Here is a 16,449-nt window from a genome sequence, read left to right on the forward strand (position 1 = left end):
TTCCCCGGCCTTCGGCTTGTTCCACCGGGGAATCCCCTGTTAGACCTGCCGCATGACCGGCACCTCCCCCGACCCCACCGACTGGCGCATTCTCACCGCCCTCCAGCAGGACGGCCGGGCCAGCTTCACCGAACTCGCCCGCACCGTCTCGATGTCGGCGAGCGCCGTCACCGAACGGGTCCGCCGGATGGAGGAGGCCGGGATCATCACCGGCTACACGGCGGTCGTCGACCACGAGAAGCTGGGCAAGGCCATCATGGCGCTGGTGCGGCTGCGCTATCCGCACGGCAACTACAAGCCGTTCCACGATTTCCTGGACGCGACGCCGGAGATCCTGGAGGCCCACCACGTCACGGGCGACGACTGCTTCGTCCTCAAGGTGGCCACCCGGTCGATGGCGCACCTGGAGGAGGTCACCGGCCGGATCGCGGGCCTGGGCCCGGTGACCACCAGCATCGTGTACTCGTCCCCGCTCGCGCGGCGGCCGCTCAGTCCGTGACCCCCGCCGTGCGGTGGCGCACCACCGAGCCGCCGCGCTGCTTGACGATCTCCAGCTGGGCCTGGACCCGGGTGCGCAGGTCGCCGACGTGGCTGACGATGCCCACGCTGCGGTCGCGCTCGCGCAGGCTGTCCAGGACGTCGAGGACCTCGTCCAGGGCCTGGTCGTCCAGGCTGCCGAAGCCCTCGTCGATGAAGAGGGTGTCCAGCCGCATGCCGCCCGCCTCGTCGGTGACCACGTCGGCCAGCCCCAGCGCCAGGGCCAGGGAGGCGAAGAAGGTCTCGCCGCCGGAGAGGGTGGCGGTGTCCCGCTCGCTGCCGGTCCAGGCGTCCACCACGTGCAGCCCCAGCCCGGAACGTCCGCGTCCGCCGGAGCGGGCGTCGGAGTGGACGAGGGTGTAGCGGCCGGCGGACATGCGCAGCAGGCGTACGGAGGCGGCGGCCGCGACCTGCTCCAGGCGGGCGGCCAGGACGTACGACTCCAGCCGCATCTTGCGCTCGTTGTCGGCGGAGGTGCCGGCGGTGAGCGCGGCGAGCCGGGCCACGCGCTCGTACGCCTCGCGCAGCGGGCCCAGGGCGCGCAGCTCCTGTTCGGCCTGCCGGGAGAGCCGGTCCAGTTCGGCGCAGCGCACCCGGGCGGCGTCCACGGCCGAGCCGGCCGTGCGCAGCCGGGCGGCGGCCCGCTCGGCGGCGGCCTCGGCGGCGGCGGGGTCGGCCGGGGGCAGGGCGGCGGCGGCCGCGGTGCCGGTCTCGGCGCGGCGGTCGGCGAGCATGGCCTCCTCGGCCTGCCAGGCGTCCAGCCGGTGCTGGAGGGCGGTGCGCTCGTACTCGGGGAGGACGGCGTCGGCGGCCTCCTCGGTGGTCGCGAAGCCGGCCTTGAAGGCGGCGTCGGCCAGCTGGCCGTCGGCTTCCTTCAGCCGGGCGGCGGTGGCCTCGGCGCGGCGGAGCGCGGCGGCGGCCGTGGTGACCATCCGGATGCGGTCCTCCAGGGTGCGGGCGCGGGCCGCGACGCTGGGCGAGTCGCCCCGGACGAGGACCAGTTCGGCCTCCAGGGCGGTCTGCTCCCGGTCGAGGGCCTCGCGCCGGGAGACCCGGGCGGCGGCCCGGCGTTCGGCTTCGAGCCGTTCGGAGCTGCGCGCCTCGTGCTCCCGTTCGGCGCGGGCGAGGCGTTCGCGGGCGGCGTGCAGCCCGGCGGCCTCGGCCTGGGCGGCGGCGTGGCGGTCGGTCAGGTCGGCGGTGAGGGCGAGGAGTTCGGCGGTGGTGGCGTCCCCGGCGGCGCCGGCCGCCTCGGCCTCGGCCTCCCGGACGGCGGCCAGGCGGCGTTCGACGGCGGCCCGGCGTTCCTCGGCCTGCTCGAAGCAGGCGTGGGCGGCGTCCTCGGCCTCCCGGTCCACGTGCCCGGGTGCGGGGCGGGCCGGAGCGGGGTGCTGCTGCGATCCGCACACGGTGCAGGGCTCTCCGGCGACGAGGGCCTGGGCCAGCTCGGCGGCGATACCGCGCAGCCGGGCTTCCTTCAGCTCCAGCCAGTCCTCCTTGGCGGCGTACGACTCCTCGCGTACGGAGTCCAGCTCGCGGGCGGCGGCTTCGGCGTCGGCGGCGAGGGCGTCGCGGCGCCGGGCGGCGGCCAGCTGGATCCGGGCGGGCTCCAGGCGGCCGGCGAGCTGCTCGGCGAGGGTGAGGGCCTGCTGGGCGGCGTCGACCCGCTCCAGCAGGGCGGCGCGGGTCGACTCCCAGCGGGCCAGCCACTCGGCGGACTCCTGGTGCTGCTCCTCGGCGTCGCGGGACTCCCGCTCCAGCGTGGCGCGCTCACGGCCGATCTCGGCGCTGCGCTGTTCCGCCCGCTGGGCGGCGCCGGCCGCGCCGAGGTCCTCGCGCAGGCGCTGCTCGACGGCGCCGAGCTGCTCGGCGCCGGCCCCGGCGAGGGCGGGGGGCAGCTCCGCCCGGGCGAGGGTCTCGGCGCGCGCGGCGGTGAGGTGGGCGGCGGCCGCGGCCCCGCGCAGTTCCAGGGCGGGGGCGACGAGGGCGCCCCGGCGGGCCCGGTCCAGCAGCTCGCGCACCCGCTGCCGTTCCGGCTCGGCCTGCGCGAGCAGGGCGGCCCGGCGGGCGGTCTCGGCGTGGCGGTGCTGGAGCCGGTCGAGTTCCCGGGCCTCCTCGGCGGCGCGCCGGGCCGCGGCGTGCCGGCTCTCGGCGGCGGCCAGCGCGTACTCGGCGACGGTGAGCCGCTCGCGGGCGCTGCACCGGGCCACGGCCGCCCAGGCCCGGACGGCGCCGGCGAGGCCGGGGTCGCCGGGCTGGTGGGCGGGCAGCGGCCAGGCCCGCAGGTCGGCGCTCTCCCCGGCGGCCTGGGCGAGGCGCTGGGCGGCGGCGAGCACCTTCTCGTCGCCGGCCCGGACCTTGGCCTCGGCACTCCGGCGGTGCTCGGCGAGCAGGGTCTCGACGGCGGCGAAGCGGCGGGTGTCGAAGAGCCGGCCCAGGAGCCGGCCGCGGGCTTCGGCGCCGGCCCGCAGGAACTGGGCGAACTCGCCCTGCGGGAGGAGGACGACCTGGCAGAACTGCTCCCGGCTCATGCCGAGGAGCTGTTCGATCTCCTCGCCTATCTCCTGGTGGGAGCGGCTGAGCGCGGTCCAGCCCGCGGGCGTGTGCTCGCGCAGCCAGGTCTGGGCCTTGTCCTTGGTGGTACCGGTGCCGCGTTTTTTGGGCCGTTCCTGTTCGGGGCGCCGGGTGATCTCCAGACGACGGCCGCCGACGGTGAGTTCGAGGGTGACCTCGGTGGGGGTGTCGGGGGCGGCGTGGTCGCTGCGCAGGGTGGTGCCGGGGGCCTGGCGGGCACCGGGTACGGAGCCGTAGAGGGCGTAGCAGACGGCGTCGAGCACGGAGGTCTTGCCGGCGCCGGTGGGGCCGTGCAGCAGGAAGATCCCGGCGCCGGAGAGGGCGTCGAAGTCGATCCGCTGGGGGGCGGCGAAGGGTCCGAAGGCGGTGACCTCCAGCCGGTGCAGCCTCATCGGAGGGCCTCCCGGCGGCCGTCCTCAGCCGTCGCCTGGACGCGGACCGCGTCGAAGGCCCCGCGCAGTACGGCCCGTTCGGCCTCGTCGGCGCTGCCCCCGCCGCGGACGTGCGCGACGAAGTCCTCGGCGATCTCCTGGTCGCTGCGGCCCCGCAGCCGCTGGGCGTAGGAGGCCGCGCCGTCGTCCTCGCGGCCCTCGGGGTCGAAGGCGAGGCTGAGGGTGTGGGGGAAGCGGGCGGTGAGCCGGGCCATCGGGTCCTGGGGGCGGACGGGGTCGGTGAGGGTGGCCTCCACCCAGCTGTCCTCGTGGCCGGTGAGCGCGGGGTCGTCCAGGAGGTCCTCCAGGCGCCCGCGCAGCCGGGCGAGGGGACGGGGGACGGGGGTGTCGACCCGCTCGGCGGTGAGCTCCCCGGCGGGGCCGAGTTCGACCAGCCACATGCTCTTGCGGTGGTTCGCCTCGGAGAAGGAGTAGGCGAGCGGGGAACCGGAGTAGCGGACCCGTTCGTTGATGGTCTGGCAGCCGTGGAGGTGGCCGAGGGCCGCGTAGTCCACCCCGTCGAAGAGGGAGGCGGGTACGGCCTCGACCCCGCCGACGGCGATGTCGCGTTCGCTGTCACTGGCCTGCCCGCCGGTGACGAAGGCGTGGGCGAGGACGACGGAGCGGGTGCCGGCGGGCCGGCCGGCCAGGTCGGCGCGGACCCGGTCCATGGCCGCGCCGAGCACGGCCTCGTGGCTGACCTTCCGTGCCGCGAACTCCTCCTTGACCAGGGCCGGTTCGAGGTAGGGCAGCCCGTAGAAGGCCACGTCTCCGTGCACGTCGGCCAGCACCACGGGGTCGGCACAGCCGGCCGGGTCGGTCCTGAGGTGGATCCCGGCCCGGCCGATGAGCCCCGCGCCGACACCGAGCCGGCGGGCGGAGTCGTGGTTGCCGGAGATCATCACGGTGGGCACGCCGAGGTCGGCGAGCCGGTGCAGGGCCTGGTCGAAGAGGTCGACGGCGGGCAGCGGGGGCACGGCGCGGTCGTAGACGTCCCCGGCGACGAGCACGGCGTCGACGCCGTGCTCGCGTACGGCCTGGACGAGGTGGTCGATGAAGGCGGCCTGGGCTCCGAGCAGGTTCACGCGGTGGAAGGACCGGCCGAGGTGCCAGTCGGAGGTGTGCAGGAACTTCACTCGACCGCTCCGACCCGCACGCCCGCTCTCCTCCATGGCTTCCGCGCCGGCACCGCTGCGCGCCGGCCATCCAAGGTAACCCGTCAGGCGCCCCGCCCCGGCCGGAAGGGAGGATCCCTCCCGGTCCACGGGTTCAGCCCTCGCCGTACGCCTCTCCGCCGAGCTCGAAGCCGGCGCTTCCGGCGGTGGCGTCGTTCAGCCAGGCGCGGAAGGAGTCCACCTCCGCCTCCGGCAGGCCGATGTCGATCGCGACGGCCTCCCCGTAGCGCACGTCCAGCACGGCGCGGCCGGTGGAGCGCAGGTCGTTCTCCGTCTTGCCGGCCCGCTGGTGGTCGACGGTGACGGTGGCCAGCCGGTAGCGGTGGCGGGTGACGGTCCCGACCGCGTCGAGCGCCTCCCCGACGACCCCGCCGTACGCCCGGATCAGCCCGCCCGCGCCGAGCTTCACACCGCCGTAGTACCGGGTGACGACGGCCACCGCGTAGCGGATGTCGCGGCGGGTCAGCATCTGCAGCATGGGCACCCCGGCGGTGCCGCCGGGCTCGCCGTCGTCGCTGGCCTTCTGCACGGAGGCGTCGGCGCCGATCACGTAGGCGTAGCAGTTGTGCGTGGCGGTGGGGTGCTCGCGGCGGATGCGCGCGACGAACTCCTGTGCCTCCTGCTCGGTCGCGGCGGGCGCGAGCGAACACAGGAAGCGGGACCGGTTGATCTCCGCCTCGTGCGCCCCCTCACGGGCCACCGTCTCGTACTGATCTGCCTTCACCGCTCCACCCTACGGGGAATCGGACCGGCGCCCTGTCCGTTGTTCGGGCGGAACGGCCACCAGGCCATCAGGCCACCAGGGCAGCAGGCAGCAGGAGGCGGCGCGCGTGTACGGCGATCAGGAGACCATCCGCAGGATCCTCACCGAGCTCGGGGACACCTGGGCCGTGGTCGGGCTGTCCGGGAACCGGGGGCGGGCGGCCTACGGGGTGGCCGAGGTGCTCCAGCGGTACGGGAAGCGGGTGGTGCCCGTGCATCCCAAGGCGGAGAGCGTGCACGGCGAGCGGGGTTACGCCTCGCTGGAGGAGATCCCGTTCGCGGTGGACGTGGTCGACGTGTTCGTCAACAGCGCGCTGGCCGGGAAGGTGGCCGACGAGGCGGTGGCCGTCGGGGCCCGGGCGGTCTGGTTCCAGCTGGGTGTGGTGGACGAGGCCGCCTGCGCCCGGACCCGTGCGGCGGGGCTGGAGATGGTCATGGACCGCTGCCCCGCCATCGAGCTGCCCCGGCTGCACACGGCCCGGTAGCCGCCGCCCGTCAGCGAGGGCCCGCGGCGCCCTGGACGGGCGGGATCGAGACGGCCATCGTCGCTTCCATCGGCACCGCGCCCTCGTTGCGGTAGGCGTGCGGGACGTCCGCCTCGAAGGAGACGGCCCCGCCGGCCGGCACCACGTGGCGGTCGTCGCCGAGCTCCAGCGTGAGCTCCCCGGCCGTGACGTGCAGCATTTCGAACGTCCCGGCCGGGTGCGGGTCGGAGGCCGTGCCGTCGCCGGGCTCCAGCCGGTAGGTCCACATCTCCACCGGCCCCCGCCGGTCGTCGCCGAGCAGCATGCGCGCCTCGCTGCCCGGCTCGCCGGCCCACATGCGCACGCCCTCGCCCGGCAGCACCACCCGCAGCTGCGGGCTGCGCTCGTGGTCGAGGAGGGTGGTGATGCTCACACCGAGGGCGTCGGCCAGTTTGACCGTGGTGCCGACGCTCGGGTTCGTACGGGCCTGCTCGATCTGGATGATCATTCCCCGGCTGACCCCCGCGCGGGCCGCGAGCGCGTCCAGGGTGAAGCCGCGCTCGCCGCGCCACCGCTTGAGGTTCCGGGCGAGCGCCTGGGTGAGCTGTTCGAGATCCGACACCATTCCGTCCAATATTTTGGATGACACAGTTCAATAGGGTGAACTAACCTGCGGTGTATTCGATCCTGCACTCCACCGTTCACCGCACTGTACTGCGAGGTCCCGCCATGACCACCCTCTTCGCCCTGGCCACAGCCGTGCTGTGGGGCCTCGCCGACTTCGGGGGCGGGCTGCTGACCCGCCGCCTGCCGGCGCTCACGGTGGTCGTGGTCTCGCAGATCGCCGCCGTCCTCGTGCTCGGCACCGTCGTGATCGCCACCGGCGCCTGGCACGAGGCCGGGCCGCAGCTGTGGTTCGCGGTGGCGGCGGGCGTGGTCGGACCGGCGGCGATGCTCAGCTTCTACAAGGCGCTGGCCCTCGGCCCCATGGGCGTGGTCTCGCCGCTGGGCTCCGTCGGGGTGGTCGTCCCCGTCGGGGTGGGGCTGGCCCTGGGCGAGCGGCCCGGCCCCGGCCAGTTCGCGGGCATCGCGGTGGCCGTCGTCGGCATCGTCCTCGCGGGCGGCCCCGAGCTGCGCGGTGCGCCCGTACAGCGGCAGGCGGTGCTCCTCACCCTGGTCGCGGCCTTCGGCTTCGGCGCCGTGATGGCCCTCATCGCGCAGGCGTCCACCACCCTCACCGGGCTCTTCCTCGCGCTCCTGGTCCAGCGGGTCACCAACGTCGCCGTGGGCGGGGGCGCCCTGTGGGCGCAGACCCGGCGGGGCGTACCCGCGCTGCCCGAGGGCGCCGGACCGCGCCTGGTGTGGAGCCTGATGCCCGCCCTGGTCTTCATCGGCCTCGCGGACGTCGCCGCGAACGGCACCTACTCGGCCGCCGCCCACAGCGGCCCGGTCACGGTGGCCGCCGTGCTCTCCTCGCTCTACCCGGTGGTGACCGCCCTGGCCGCCTTCGCCGTGCTCAAGGAACGGCTGCGCGCGGTCCAGGCGGCGGGCGCCGGCCTGGCCCTGGCCGGTACGGTCCTGCTCGCGGCGGGCTGAGCCCCCGCCCGCGCGGCGGCTACTGCTCGGCTTCCGCCAGCCGGGCCAGCCCGCGCAGCTGCTCGGAGGTCACCCCGTCGGGGACCGGCACCGGCGCCGGGGTGCGCAGCGGCGGCTGCCAGCCCGTCTCCGGGTCCCAGCGGCGTACGATCCGGGCCGGCGCCCCCGCCACCACGGCGTGGTCCGGCACCTCACCCCGTACGACGGCCCCCGCGGCCACCACCACGTTGCGGCCCAGCTTCGCCCCGGGGAGGATCACCGCCCCGGTGCCCAGCCAGCAGCCCGGGCCGATCTCCACCGGGGCGCTGCGGGGCCACTGCTTGCCGACGGGCTCGTGCGGATCGTCGTAGCTGTGGTTGGTGGAGGTGATGTAGACGCCGGGCCCGCAGAAGGTGTCGTCGCCGATGCTGATGCGGGCGTCGGCGATGACGTGGCTGCCCCGGCCGAGGACCACGCCGTTGCCCAGCACCAGCAGCGGGTCGGGGCCGAGGTCGAGGCCGGGCATCATCCCGGCGGTCAGCGTGACCTGCTCGGCGATGATGCAGTGGCCGCCCATGCGGATCCAGGGCTCGCCGAAGACGGTGCCCTGCGGGAAGGCGAGGCGGGTGCCGTCCCCGATCGCGCCGAAGCGCAGCCGGCCGGGGTTCTCGGCGGTGACCGCACCGGCCCGCTGCATCCAGCGCCAGCCCGCGTGGACCGCGCGGCTGGCGACGCGGCGGCGCAGGGCCGCCAGGGATGAGAACGTGTTCTGGTTCTTCGGCACCCGGCCACGGTAGTGGGCCGCGCGCCGGACGTCCGGACCGCGTTCCTGTGATCTTCACCCCATCGCGGTCCCGGGCGGGGCCGTGCCCTACGGTGCCGGTAGCGCGGCATCCGGAAACAGAGGGAAACGATCATGACGAACCACACGGGCCAGGCGGGCCACCCGGGCCAGGGAGCTCTCATCGCGGCCGTGGGCGACCGGCACCCGGCCGTGGACCCGACGGCGTTCGCCGCCCCGACCTCGGTCGTGGTCGGCGACGTCACCCTGGCCGCGGGGGCCAGCGTCTGGTACTCGGCGGTGCTGCGCGGCGACTGCGGCCCGATCACGCTCGGCGCCGACAGCAACGTCCAGGACAACTGCACGCTGCACGTGGACCCCGGCTTCCCGGTGTCGGTCGGCGAGCGGGTCTCGATCGGCCACAACGCCGTGGTCCACGGCTGCACCGTGGAGGACGACTGCCTCATCGGGATGGGCGCGACCGTGCTGAACGGGGCCGTCATCGGCGCCGGTTCGCTGGTGGCCGCGCAGGCGCTGGTCCCGCAGGGCATGGTGGTCCCGCCGGGCTCCCTGGTGGCGGGCGTACCGGCCAAGGTGCGCCGGGAGCTGACCGCCGAGGAGCGTGAGCACATCAAGGTGAACGCCGCGATGTACACGGAGCTGGCCAAGCAGCACCGCGCCGCACTGGCACCGCAGGACTGACCAGGCCCGGCCGGCGGAGGCCCCGGGAGCCTCAGCCGGCCGGCCGGGGCCCGGGGAGCCTCAGTCGGCCGCGCCCGCCGGGGTCTTCACCGGCTCGGCCCCGGCGGCTTCCGCCCGGGCGGCGGCCGCCGCCTTCTTCATCCGGCCGCGCACCACCAGCGTCACGACGAGCCCGAGGAGCAGGGCCGCCACCAGCGCCAGCCAGGAGAACCGCTTCAGCCACGGCTCCGCGACGATGCCGACCGTGTAGATGACGGCGGTCGTACCGCCCGCCCAGAGGACACCGCCGAGGACGTTGGCGACCAGGAACCGCCAGTACGGCATGCGCAGGACGCCCGCGAGCGGCCCGGCGAAGATCCGCAGCAGGGCGACGAACCGGCCGAAGAAGACCGCCCACATCCCCCAGCGGTCGAACGAACGCTCCGCCACGGCCACCTGGTCCGGCCCGAAGTGCTTCGGGAAGCGCCGCCCCAGCTTCTCCAGCAGCGGCTTGCCCCCGCGCCGCCCGATCGCGTACCCGATGGAGTCGCCGACCACCGCACCCGCGATCGCGCACAGGCCGAGGACCACGGGGTCGATGTGCCCCTGCTGCGAGGCCAGCAGGGCGGCGCTCACGAGGATGATCTCCCCTGGCAGCGGGATGCCCAGGCTCTCCAGTCCGATGACCAGACCCACCAGGAGATAGACACTGATCGCCGGAATCGTCTCCAGCCATTCCTGGACGTGCACCGGTTCGCCCTCCCTCGTCGTCACCGGCGCGCCCCGGGGGCACACCGAACGAGCAGCCTATCCGCTCCCCGTCACGGGCTCGGCCCGCAGCACGGGTTCCCGGGGCGAACGGCCGGCGAACTCCTGATCAGGCGGTCGCGTGCGGCCGCAGGGTCCAGACGACCGTCATCTCGCCCGTGACGGCCTCGTCCTCGCGCTGGATGGCGATGGTGACGGGGAACTCGGGGCGGCCGCCCGCGTCGAGTTCCGCGACGACCTCGGCGGCCGGGCGGCCGAGGGTGGCGGTGGCCGTGACGACGCCCTTGGCGAGCTTCTTGTAGCCGATCTCGGCCTTGACGGCCAGCGGCACCGCGCGCGAGAGCTGCTCGCCGAAGGCGGCCAGGACGATGGCGCCGCTGGCGGACTCGGCCAGGGTGAACATCGCGCCGGCGTGCGGGCCGCCGACGTGGTTGTGGAAGTCGGGCTGGTCCGGGAGCCGGACGACGGCGCGCTCCGGGGTGGTCTCCAGGAACTCCAGGTTGAGGGTGCGGGCCATCGGCACGGTCTGGGCGAGAAGTTCGCCCACGTTCATCTGTTCTGCGCTCATGGCAGGCGATGTTACCCACGAGTAGATGAAGTTGGCCAGGGTTGGCGAGGGGGCGGACGTGGCTCCCGCGGGCCGCTCCCACTATGGTTACCGGCCATGTGGCCAGGACAGCAGCAGCCGCCCGGGGGACAGCAGGGCCCCCAGGACGCGCAACAGAACCCGTACCAGCAGCAGCCGGGACAGCCGAACCCGTACCAGCAGCAGCCCCAGCCGGGTTTCGGACAGCAGCAGCCCGGCTACGGCTACCCGCAGGCGGGCGGTTACCAGACCCCGCCGCCGGTCCAGCCCTGGGGCCAGCCGGCCCCGCAGCCCGCGCCCCAGCGGTCCGGCGGGAGCCCGTTCTCGACGAAGACCGTGGCCATCGTGGCGGCCTCGGCGGTGCTGGTGACGGCGGCCGTGACCGGCGCCTTCGTGCTCACCCGGGACGACAAGAGCAGCAAGCAGGCCAGCAACAAGCCGGCCGCGGCCTCCTCCGCCCCCGTCACCTCCGCGGCGCCGCCCGCCCCGAGCGGCAACCCGCGCGGCGACAGCGACGTCAAGCCCGTCATCCCGGGCTGGAAGGTGGTCATCAACCCCAAGCACGGCACCGCCTTCGACGTCCCGCCGGAGTGGAACGTGGCGGGCTCCGGGGTGATCGCCGGCTTCGAGGACACGGAGAAGCACGACGGCTCCCCCCTCGTCACCTTCTCCGCACCCGCCTTCCTCAAGGAGGACTGGTGCAAGGTGGACTCCAACAAGGACGGCAAGGAGGAGAGCTCCGGCCTGGCCGGCACCGGCACCAAGGGCGGCCAGGGCGCCAAGGACACCGCGGGAGCCGCGCACAGCGAGGCGGGCACCTGGGTGTTCGCCGCCTTCTCGCAGAAGCTGCCGAAGGACAAGGTCAAGATCTCCGAGTCCAAGGAGTACACGACCCTCTCCGGGCTCAAGGGGCACTACGCCACGGCGACCGTGAGCGACGTCCCCAAGGAGAACAAGTGCTCCTCGGACGGCAAGAGCATCGCCTTCAGCTTCCGCAACTCCAAGGGTGACTTCGCCAGCTGGGTCATGTGGGCCGCCGCCGGGGTCTCCGGCGAGGTGGACCAGGCGACCGAGGAGAAGATCATGAGCTCGGTCCGCCTCGTCGGCAACTGAGCCACCCCCACCCTCGGGCCGATTATCCGTTTTCCGGTTATTCGTTTGGATTCTCGGCCCGGGGCAGGGGATAGTCCCCCGGTGAGCACTCCCGACGCCGCCGCCCCGCGCCGCCTGCCCTCCTGGGCGGGCCGCAACTACACCCTGCTGACCGGCGCCGCGGTCGTGACGAACCTCGGCAGCCACGGAGCGCTCATCGCCTCCGCCTTCGCCGTCCTGGAGGCGGGCGGCTCCAGCGGCGACGTCGGCCTCGTCGCGGCCGCCCGTACGCTGCCCCTCGTCCTGTTCCTGCTTGTGGGCGGCGCCCTCGCCGACCGGCTCCCGCGTCACCACGTGATGGTCGCGGCCAACGCCCTCAACTGCCTTTCCCAGGCCGCCTTCGCGGTGCTGGTCCTGGCGGGCGACCCCCAGCTGTGGCAGATGATGCTGCTCACCGCGCTCTGCGGCACCGGCACCGCCTTCTTCAACCCGGCCGCCGAGGGCATGCTGCTCTCCAGCGTCTCCGGCGAGCACTCCCACCGCGCCTTCGCGCTCTTCCGCATGGCCATGAACGGCGCGGGCATCGGCGGCGCGGCCCTGGGCGGCGCGCTGATCGCCGCGATCGGCCCCGGCTGGGTGCTGGCGGTGGACGCCGCCGCCTTCGCGGTCGCCGGAGCCCTGCGCGCCTTCCTCGACGTCGGCCGCGTCGCCGAGCGCGCGCCGGGCGGCGGTCTGCTGGCCGACCTCCGCGAGGGCTGGGTGGAGTTCCGCAGCCGGCCCTGGCTGTGGAGCATCGTGCTCCAGTTCTCCGTGGTCGTCGCCGTCATCGGAGCCGCCGAGGCGGTGTACGGGCCCCTCGTCGCCCGCGACCGGCTGGGCGGGCCGGCCCCCTGGGGCCTGGCCCTGGCCTTCTTCGGCGTCGGCACCATCGCCGGCGCCGTGCTGATGATGCTGTGGAAACCGCGCCGCCTGCTGCTGGTCGGCACCTTGTGCGTGTTCCCGCTGGCGCTCCCCTCGGCGGGCCTCGCGGTGCCGCTGCCCGTGTGGGGGCTGTGCGCGGTGATGTTCGTCAGCGGCGTCGCCGTCGAGGTGTTCGGCGTGAACTGGATGACGACGATGCACCAGGAGATACCCGAGGACAAGTTCTCCCGGGTCTCCGCCTACGACTGGTTCGGCTCGGTCTCCATGCTCCCGCTGGCCACCGCCCTGGCCGGCCCGGCCGAGACCGCGTTCGGCCGTACCCCCGCGCTGTGGGGCTGCGCGGCCCTGGTGGTCATCCCCACCGCCCTGGTCCTCCTGGTCCCCGAGGTCCGCCAGATCACCCGCAGGCCGGCCCGCGTCGCCGCTGCCTCCGCCCCCGCGCCCGCGCCCGGTTCCAGCCCCGCGGGCGTCTGAGGGGCGGCCCGGCGCTCACCCCAGGCTGAACGCCCCCGCCGGCGGCTCCGGCGAGGCGACGGCGTCGGCGTCCGACACCACCGCCGCACCCCGCATGAACCGCCGCAGCCCCTCCCCCGACTCCACCCGCGCGGGAAAGGCGTCCCCGGCGCACCGCCGCCCCAGCGCGGCCACCGGCAGCGGCGCGCCGGACGCCAGCAGCACCGCGTTGCCGAAGCGCCGCCCGCGCAGCACACCCGGCTCGGCGATCAGCGCGAGCTCGGCGAACGCGGCGGCGAAGTTGGCCAGCTGTGCCTTGAGGAAGCCGAACGGCGCCCCGTCGGCCAGGTTCGCCGCGTAGAGCCCGCCGGGCCGCAGCACCCGCGCCGCCTGGCGGGCGTACTCCACCGAGGTCAGCTGCGCCGGCACCCGCGAGCCCCCGAACACGTCGGCGACCAGTACGTCCGCGCTCGCCGCCGGAGCCCGCTCCAGCCAGGCCCGCGCGTCGGCGGTGTGCACCTCCACCCGCGCCCCGGCGTCCAGCGGCAGGTGCTCGGCCACCAGCTCCACCAGCCCCGCGTCGAACTCGACCACGCTCTGGCGGGAGCCCGGCCGGGTCGCCGCCGCGTAGCGGGGCAGGGTCAGCGCGCCCCCGCCCAGGTGCAGCAGGTCCAGCGCCGCCCCCGGCTCCGCCGCGCAGTCCAGTACGTGCGCGAGGCGGCGTGCGTACTCGAACTCCAGGTACTCGGGCTCGTCGAGGTCCACGTAGGACTGCGGCGCCCCGTCGACGGTCAGCAGCCAGGCCCGCTCCCGGTCCACGTCCGGCATCAGCTTGGCGGTGCCCTGGCCCACTTCCCGGACCACCGGGATCTGTTCGTCGCTCACCCCACCATTGTCCGGCCCGCCGCCGGCCCCGGCCGTCCGGTGAGGTCCGGGTCACGGCGGGTGCCGCACCGGTCGGATAACCTCCCCGGATGTCCCTCCTCCTCGCGCCGTGGACGCGGCTGTCGCTGCTCGTCGTACTGCTCGTGGCGGCCGGGATTTGCGTCCTGGTCTACGAACCCCAGCGGCTGCTCTCCCAGGGCTGGCCCCCGCCCGGCCTCCCGGTGGGGGCGGCGGCGCTGCTGTTCGCGGGCGCGTACGGGCTGTGCACGGCGGCGTTCGTGCCGCGCCCGCTGCTGAACCTCGCCGCCGGAGCGGTCTTCGGCGCCCCCCTCGGGCTTCCCGCGGCCGTCGGCGGCACCGTCGTCGGTGCGGCGATCGCCTTCGGCCTGGGCCGCGCCATGGGCCAGGAGGCGCTCCGCCCGTTCCTGCGCGGACGCTGGCTGAAGGCGGCCGACGCCCAGCTCAGCCGGCACGGCTTCCGCTCCACGCTGGCCGTCCGCGTCCTCCCCGGGATCCCCTTCGCGGCCGCCAACTACCTGGCGGCGGTCTCCCGCTGCGGCTGGCTCCCGTTCCTCCTGGCCACGGCGCTCGGGACGGTGCCCAACACGGCCGCGTACGTGATCGCCGGGGCCAGCGCCGCCTCCCCCGGATCCCCCGCGTTCCTGGTCTCGACCGGGTTCCTCACCGTCTCCGGAGCGGTCGCGGCAGCGGTGGCCTGGCGCAGGCGGCACCGCCTCGCCGCCCCGACCGCGCCCGAGCCGGCCCCCGTACACCCCCCTGTGGTCGGGGCCGCCGCGACCGGGCCCTAGCATCGGACCCGAACTGTCCGACGATCACAAGGACGAGCACCCCCCGACATGAGCTGGTTCGAATCCCTAATCCTCGGTCTCGTCCAAGGTCTCACGGAGTTCCTCCCGATCTCCTCCAGCGCGCACCTGCGGCTGACCGCCGCCTTCGCCGGCTGGCACGACCCGGGTTCGGCCTTCACGGCCATCACCCAGATCGGCACCGAGGCCGCCGTGCTGATCTACTTCCGCAAGGACATCGCCCGGATCATCTCGACCTGGTTCCGCTCGCTGTACACCAAGGCGCTGCGCTCCGAGCAGGACGCGCGGATGGGCTGGCTGGTGATCGTCGGCTCGATCCCGATCGGCGTGCTCGGCGTCGCCTTCAAGGACCAGATCACCGGCCCGGCCCGTGACCTGCGGCTGACCGCCACCACCCTGATCGTGATGGGCCTCATCCTCGGCTTCGCCGACTGGCTCGCCTCGCGCGACGAACAGGGCGGCCGCCACCGGGTGGTGAAGCAGCGCAAGACCCTCAAGGAGCTGGGCGTCAAGGACGGCCTGATCTTCGGTGTGTGCCAGGCGATGGCGCTGATCCCGGGCGTCTCGCGCTCGGGGGCGACGATCTCGGGCGGTCTGCTGCTGGGCTTCACCCGCGAGGCGGCGGCCCGCTACTCCTTCCTTCTGGCCATTCCGGCGGTGCTGGCCTCGGGCGCGTTCGAGATCAAGGACGTGATCGAGAGCCCGGGCCACATCACCTGGGGGCCGACGATCTTCGCCACGGTGCTCGCCTTCTTCGTGGGCTACGCCGTGATCGCATGGTTCATGAAGTTCATCTCCAGCAAGAGCTTCATGCCCTTCGTCATCTACCGGATCCTGCTCGGCATCGCCCTGTTCGTGCTGATGGGCATGGGTGTGCTCGAAGCGGACGCCGGCGCGTCCGGCAGCTAGTCCGGTCACGCGTACGAGCCGAAGGCCGCCCGGGAACGTTCCCGGGCGGCCTTCGCGTCGTTGTGCCCTGAGAGACCTGGACGACGAGCAGCAGGGGGTGTCCCATGCGTCGGGTGGTACTGGAGCGGTTTCCGGCCGGGAGTCCGCGGGGCAGCTGGCCCGCGGAGGAGTACGCGGCCCAGCGGATGCGCGAGGGCGTGCCGGCGGAGGTGGTGATGGACCTGGCCAGTGACGCGTTCCTGGTCGTGGTCCGGCAGCGGGAGGTGCGTTCCGGCCGCTGAGCGGCGTCCGCGGGCCTCCGCGCCGCAGACCCCTTGGCCTCGTGGGCCGCCGGCCGCACACTGTCCCGATGACGCAGCGTGTGGACCTGGCGACGGTGATGGACCGGCTGGCGGTCGACGAGGTGGTCTCGGGGTACGCGGCGGCCGTCGACGACGGTGACTGGGCGGCCTACCGCGCCCTGTTCACCCCGGACGGGCGGGCCGACTACAGCTCGGCGGGCGGGGTGGCGGGCCCGGCCGGAGAGGTGGCCGACTGGCTCGCGCGGACCATGCGGCTGTTTCCGGTGCGCCAGCACTTCATCGTGAACCGGCGGATCCTGCTGGAGGACCAGGACGGCGACCGGGACACCGCCCGGGTCCTGGCCGACTTCCTGAACCCCATGCGTCTGGCGGCGGACGCCGGCCGGGACACCGCCCCGCACTTCGTCGCCGGCGGGCGCTACACCTTCGCGCTCGCCCGCACCCCGGAGGGATGGCGGCTCTCCGGGGTCACCGTGCACGAGAAGTGGCGTCAGATGCGGAGCTGAGGGGCACCCGGAGCGTGCGGGCGCGGCCCGCCGGATGCGGTCCCACACTGGAGGCGGAGGCACCTCATGGTCGCGGAGCTGAGCGGGCACAGCGGGCACAGCGGGCACAGGAGGCCCGCCTGGCCGGCCGGAGGGACCGGGCCGGACCGGCGGAGCGGGTCCGGCGGGCGCTACGGCCCCGCCCCGCGCCGGGGGCCCGGCCGGCGGTCGCGGTGGGGGCGGG

Annotated in this window: 18 protein-coding genes; 10 read left to right on the forward strand and 8 right to left on the reverse strand. The window is 74.6% G+C overall.

The window, feature by feature from the left end; genetic code table 11:
- Positions 1–52 precede the first annotated feature (52 nt).
- Positions 53–499 (forward strand): Lrp/AsnC family transcriptional regulator, encoded by a 447-nt coding sequence (locus ABZ716_RS21395; protein WP_358960857.1) that lies wholly within the window; start codon positions 53–55, stop codon positions 497–499.
- On the opposite strand, the gene ABZ716_RS21400 is transcribed toward ABZ716_RS21395, so the two are convergent.
- The 3 genes from ABZ716_RS21400 to ABZ716_RS21410 form a co-directional block, all read right to left on the reverse strand.
- Positions 489–3,500, reverse strand: coding sequence for an SMC family ATPase (locus tag ABZ716_RS21400; RefSeq protein ID WP_358960859.1), 3,012 nt, complete (start codon positions 3,498–3,500; stop codon positions 489–491). The two genes, ABZ716_RS21395 and ABZ716_RS21400, sit on opposite strands and share 11 nt — an antisense overlap.
- The gene (locus ABZ716_RS21405; RefSeq protein WP_358813631.1) at positions 3,497–4,675 is read right to left on the reverse strand and encodes an exonuclease SbcCD subunit D; all 1,179 of its coding nucleotides are present in this window, start codon (positions 4,673–4,675) and stop codon (positions 3,497–3,499) included. The genes ABZ716_RS21400 and ABZ716_RS21405 overlap by 4 nt, the downstream gene beginning before the upstream one ends.
- 133 nt (positions 4,676–4,808) lie before the next feature.
- The gene (locus ABZ716_RS21410; protein WP_358960862.1) at positions 4,809–5,438 is read right to left on the reverse strand and encodes a YigZ family protein; all 630 of its coding nucleotides are present in this window, start codon (positions 5,436–5,438) and stop codon (positions 4,809–4,811) included.
- 106 nt (positions 5,439–5,544) lie between these two features.
- Here ABZ716_RS21410 and ABZ716_RS21415 point away from each other — a divergent pair, with 106 nt between their 5' ends.
- The gene (locus ABZ716_RS21415) at positions 5,545–5,961 is read left to right on the forward strand and encodes a CoA-binding protein (RefSeq protein WP_358960864.1); all 417 of its coding nucleotides are present in this window, start codon (positions 5,545–5,547) and stop codon (positions 5,959–5,961) included.
- A 10-nt stretch (positions 5,962–5,971) separates the two neighbouring features.
- Here the strand turns inward: ABZ716_RS21415 and ABZ716_RS21420 are convergent, their stop codons facing one another.
- Positions 5,972–6,562 (reverse strand): XRE family transcriptional regulator, encoded by a 591-nt coding sequence (locus ABZ716_RS21420; RefSeq protein ID WP_358813664.1) that lies wholly within the window; start codon positions 6,560–6,562, stop codon positions 5,972–5,974.
- A 107-nt stretch (positions 6,563–6,669) separates the two neighbouring features.
- Between ABZ716_RS21420 and ABZ716_RS21425 the strand changes: the two genes are divergently transcribed.
- Entirely contained in the window at positions 6,670–7,536 is an 867-nt protein-coding gene (locus ABZ716_RS21425; RefSeq protein ID WP_358813634.1) for an EamA family transporter, read from the forward strand.
- Between the two features lie 19 nt (positions 7,537–7,555).
- Here the strand turns inward: ABZ716_RS21425 and ABZ716_RS21430 are convergent, their stop codons facing one another.
- On the reverse strand, positions 7,556–8,299 hold the full coding sequence (locus ABZ716_RS21430) for an acyltransferase (protein WP_358960867.1): 744 nt from the start codon (positions 8,297–8,299) through the stop codon (positions 7,556–7,558).
- Between the two features lie 132 nt (positions 8,300–8,431).
- Between ABZ716_RS21430 and ABZ716_RS21435 the strand changes: the two genes are divergently transcribed.
- Positions 8,432–8,998, forward strand: a complete 567-nt coding sequence (locus ABZ716_RS21435) for a gamma carbonic anhydrase family protein (protein WP_358813635.1) — start codon at positions 8,432–8,434, stop codon at positions 8,996–8,998.
- A 60-nt stretch (positions 8,999–9,058) separates the two neighbouring features.
- Here the strand turns inward: ABZ716_RS21435 and ABZ716_RS21440 are convergent, their stop codons facing one another.
- Together ABZ716_RS21440 and ABZ716_RS21445 are read right to left on the reverse strand one after the other, a co-directional pair.
- A complete protein-coding gene (locus tag ABZ716_RS21440) occupies positions 9,059–9,727 on the reverse strand; it encodes a DedA family protein (protein WP_351888301.1) in 669 nt (222 codons plus the stop codon).
- A gap of 127 nt (positions 9,728–9,854) precedes the next feature.
- On the reverse strand, positions 9,855–10,313 hold the full coding sequence (locus ABZ716_RS21445) for a DUF4442 domain-containing protein (protein WP_351888206.1): 459 nt from the start codon (positions 10,311–10,313) through the stop codon (positions 9,855–9,857).
- Between the two features lie 96 nt (positions 10,314–10,409).
- Between ABZ716_RS21445 and ABZ716_RS21450 the strand changes: the two genes are divergently transcribed.
- Positions 10,410–11,444, forward strand: a complete 1,035-nt coding sequence (locus ABZ716_RS21450; protein ID WP_358960869.1) for a hypothetical protein — start codon at positions 10,410–10,412, stop codon at positions 11,442–11,444.
- Positions 11,445–11,525: 81 nt separating this feature from the next.
- On the forward strand, positions 11,526–12,818 hold the full coding sequence (locus ABZ716_RS21455; RefSeq protein WP_358960871.1) for an MFS transporter: 1,293 nt from the start codon (positions 11,526–11,528) through the stop codon (positions 12,816–12,818).
- Positions 12,819–12,833: 15 nt separating this feature from the next.
- Here ABZ716_RS21455 and ABZ716_RS21460 read toward each other — a convergent pair whose 3' ends face one another.
- Positions 12,834–13,625 carry a fused MFS/spermidine synthase gene (locus ABZ716_RS21460; RefSeq protein WP_358813665.1) on the reverse strand — a complete coding sequence of 264 codons (792 nt, stop codon included), beginning with the start codon at positions 13,623–13,625 and terminating at the stop codon, positions 12,834–12,836.
- Positions 13,626–13,771: 146 nt separating this feature from the next.
- On the opposite strand from ABZ716_RS21460, the gene ABZ716_RS21465 reads away from it, so the two are divergent.
- From ABZ716_RS21465 to ABZ716_RS21480, 4 genes are all read left to right on the forward strand, one after another.
- Positions 13,772–14,491 carry a VTT domain-containing protein gene (locus ABZ716_RS21465; protein ID WP_358960874.1) on the forward strand — a complete coding sequence of 240 codons (720 nt, stop codon included), beginning with the start codon at positions 13,772–13,774 and terminating at the stop codon, positions 14,489–14,491.
- A gap of 48 nt (positions 14,492–14,539) precedes the next feature.
- Entirely contained in the window at positions 14,540–15,418 is an 879-nt protein-coding gene (locus ABZ716_RS21470; RefSeq protein WP_358813639.1) for an undecaprenyl-diphosphate phosphatase, read from the forward strand.
- A gap of 104 nt (positions 15,419–15,522) precedes the next feature.
- Entirely contained in the window at positions 15,523–15,699 is a 177-nt protein-coding gene (locus ABZ716_RS21475) for a hypothetical protein (RefSeq protein WP_351888221.1), read from the forward strand.
- Positions 15,700–15,767: 68 nt separating this feature from the next.
- A complete protein-coding gene (locus tag ABZ716_RS21480; protein WP_358960877.1) occupies positions 15,768–16,226 on the forward strand; it encodes a nuclear transport factor 2 family protein in 459 nt (152 codons plus the stop codon).
- The last annotated feature ends 223 nt before the right edge of the window (positions 16,227–16,449 follow it).

Source organism: Streptomyces sp. NPDC006687, assembly GCF_040636215.1.
GTDB lineage: Bacteria > Actinomycetota > Actinomycetes > Streptomycetales > Streptomycetaceae > Streptomyces.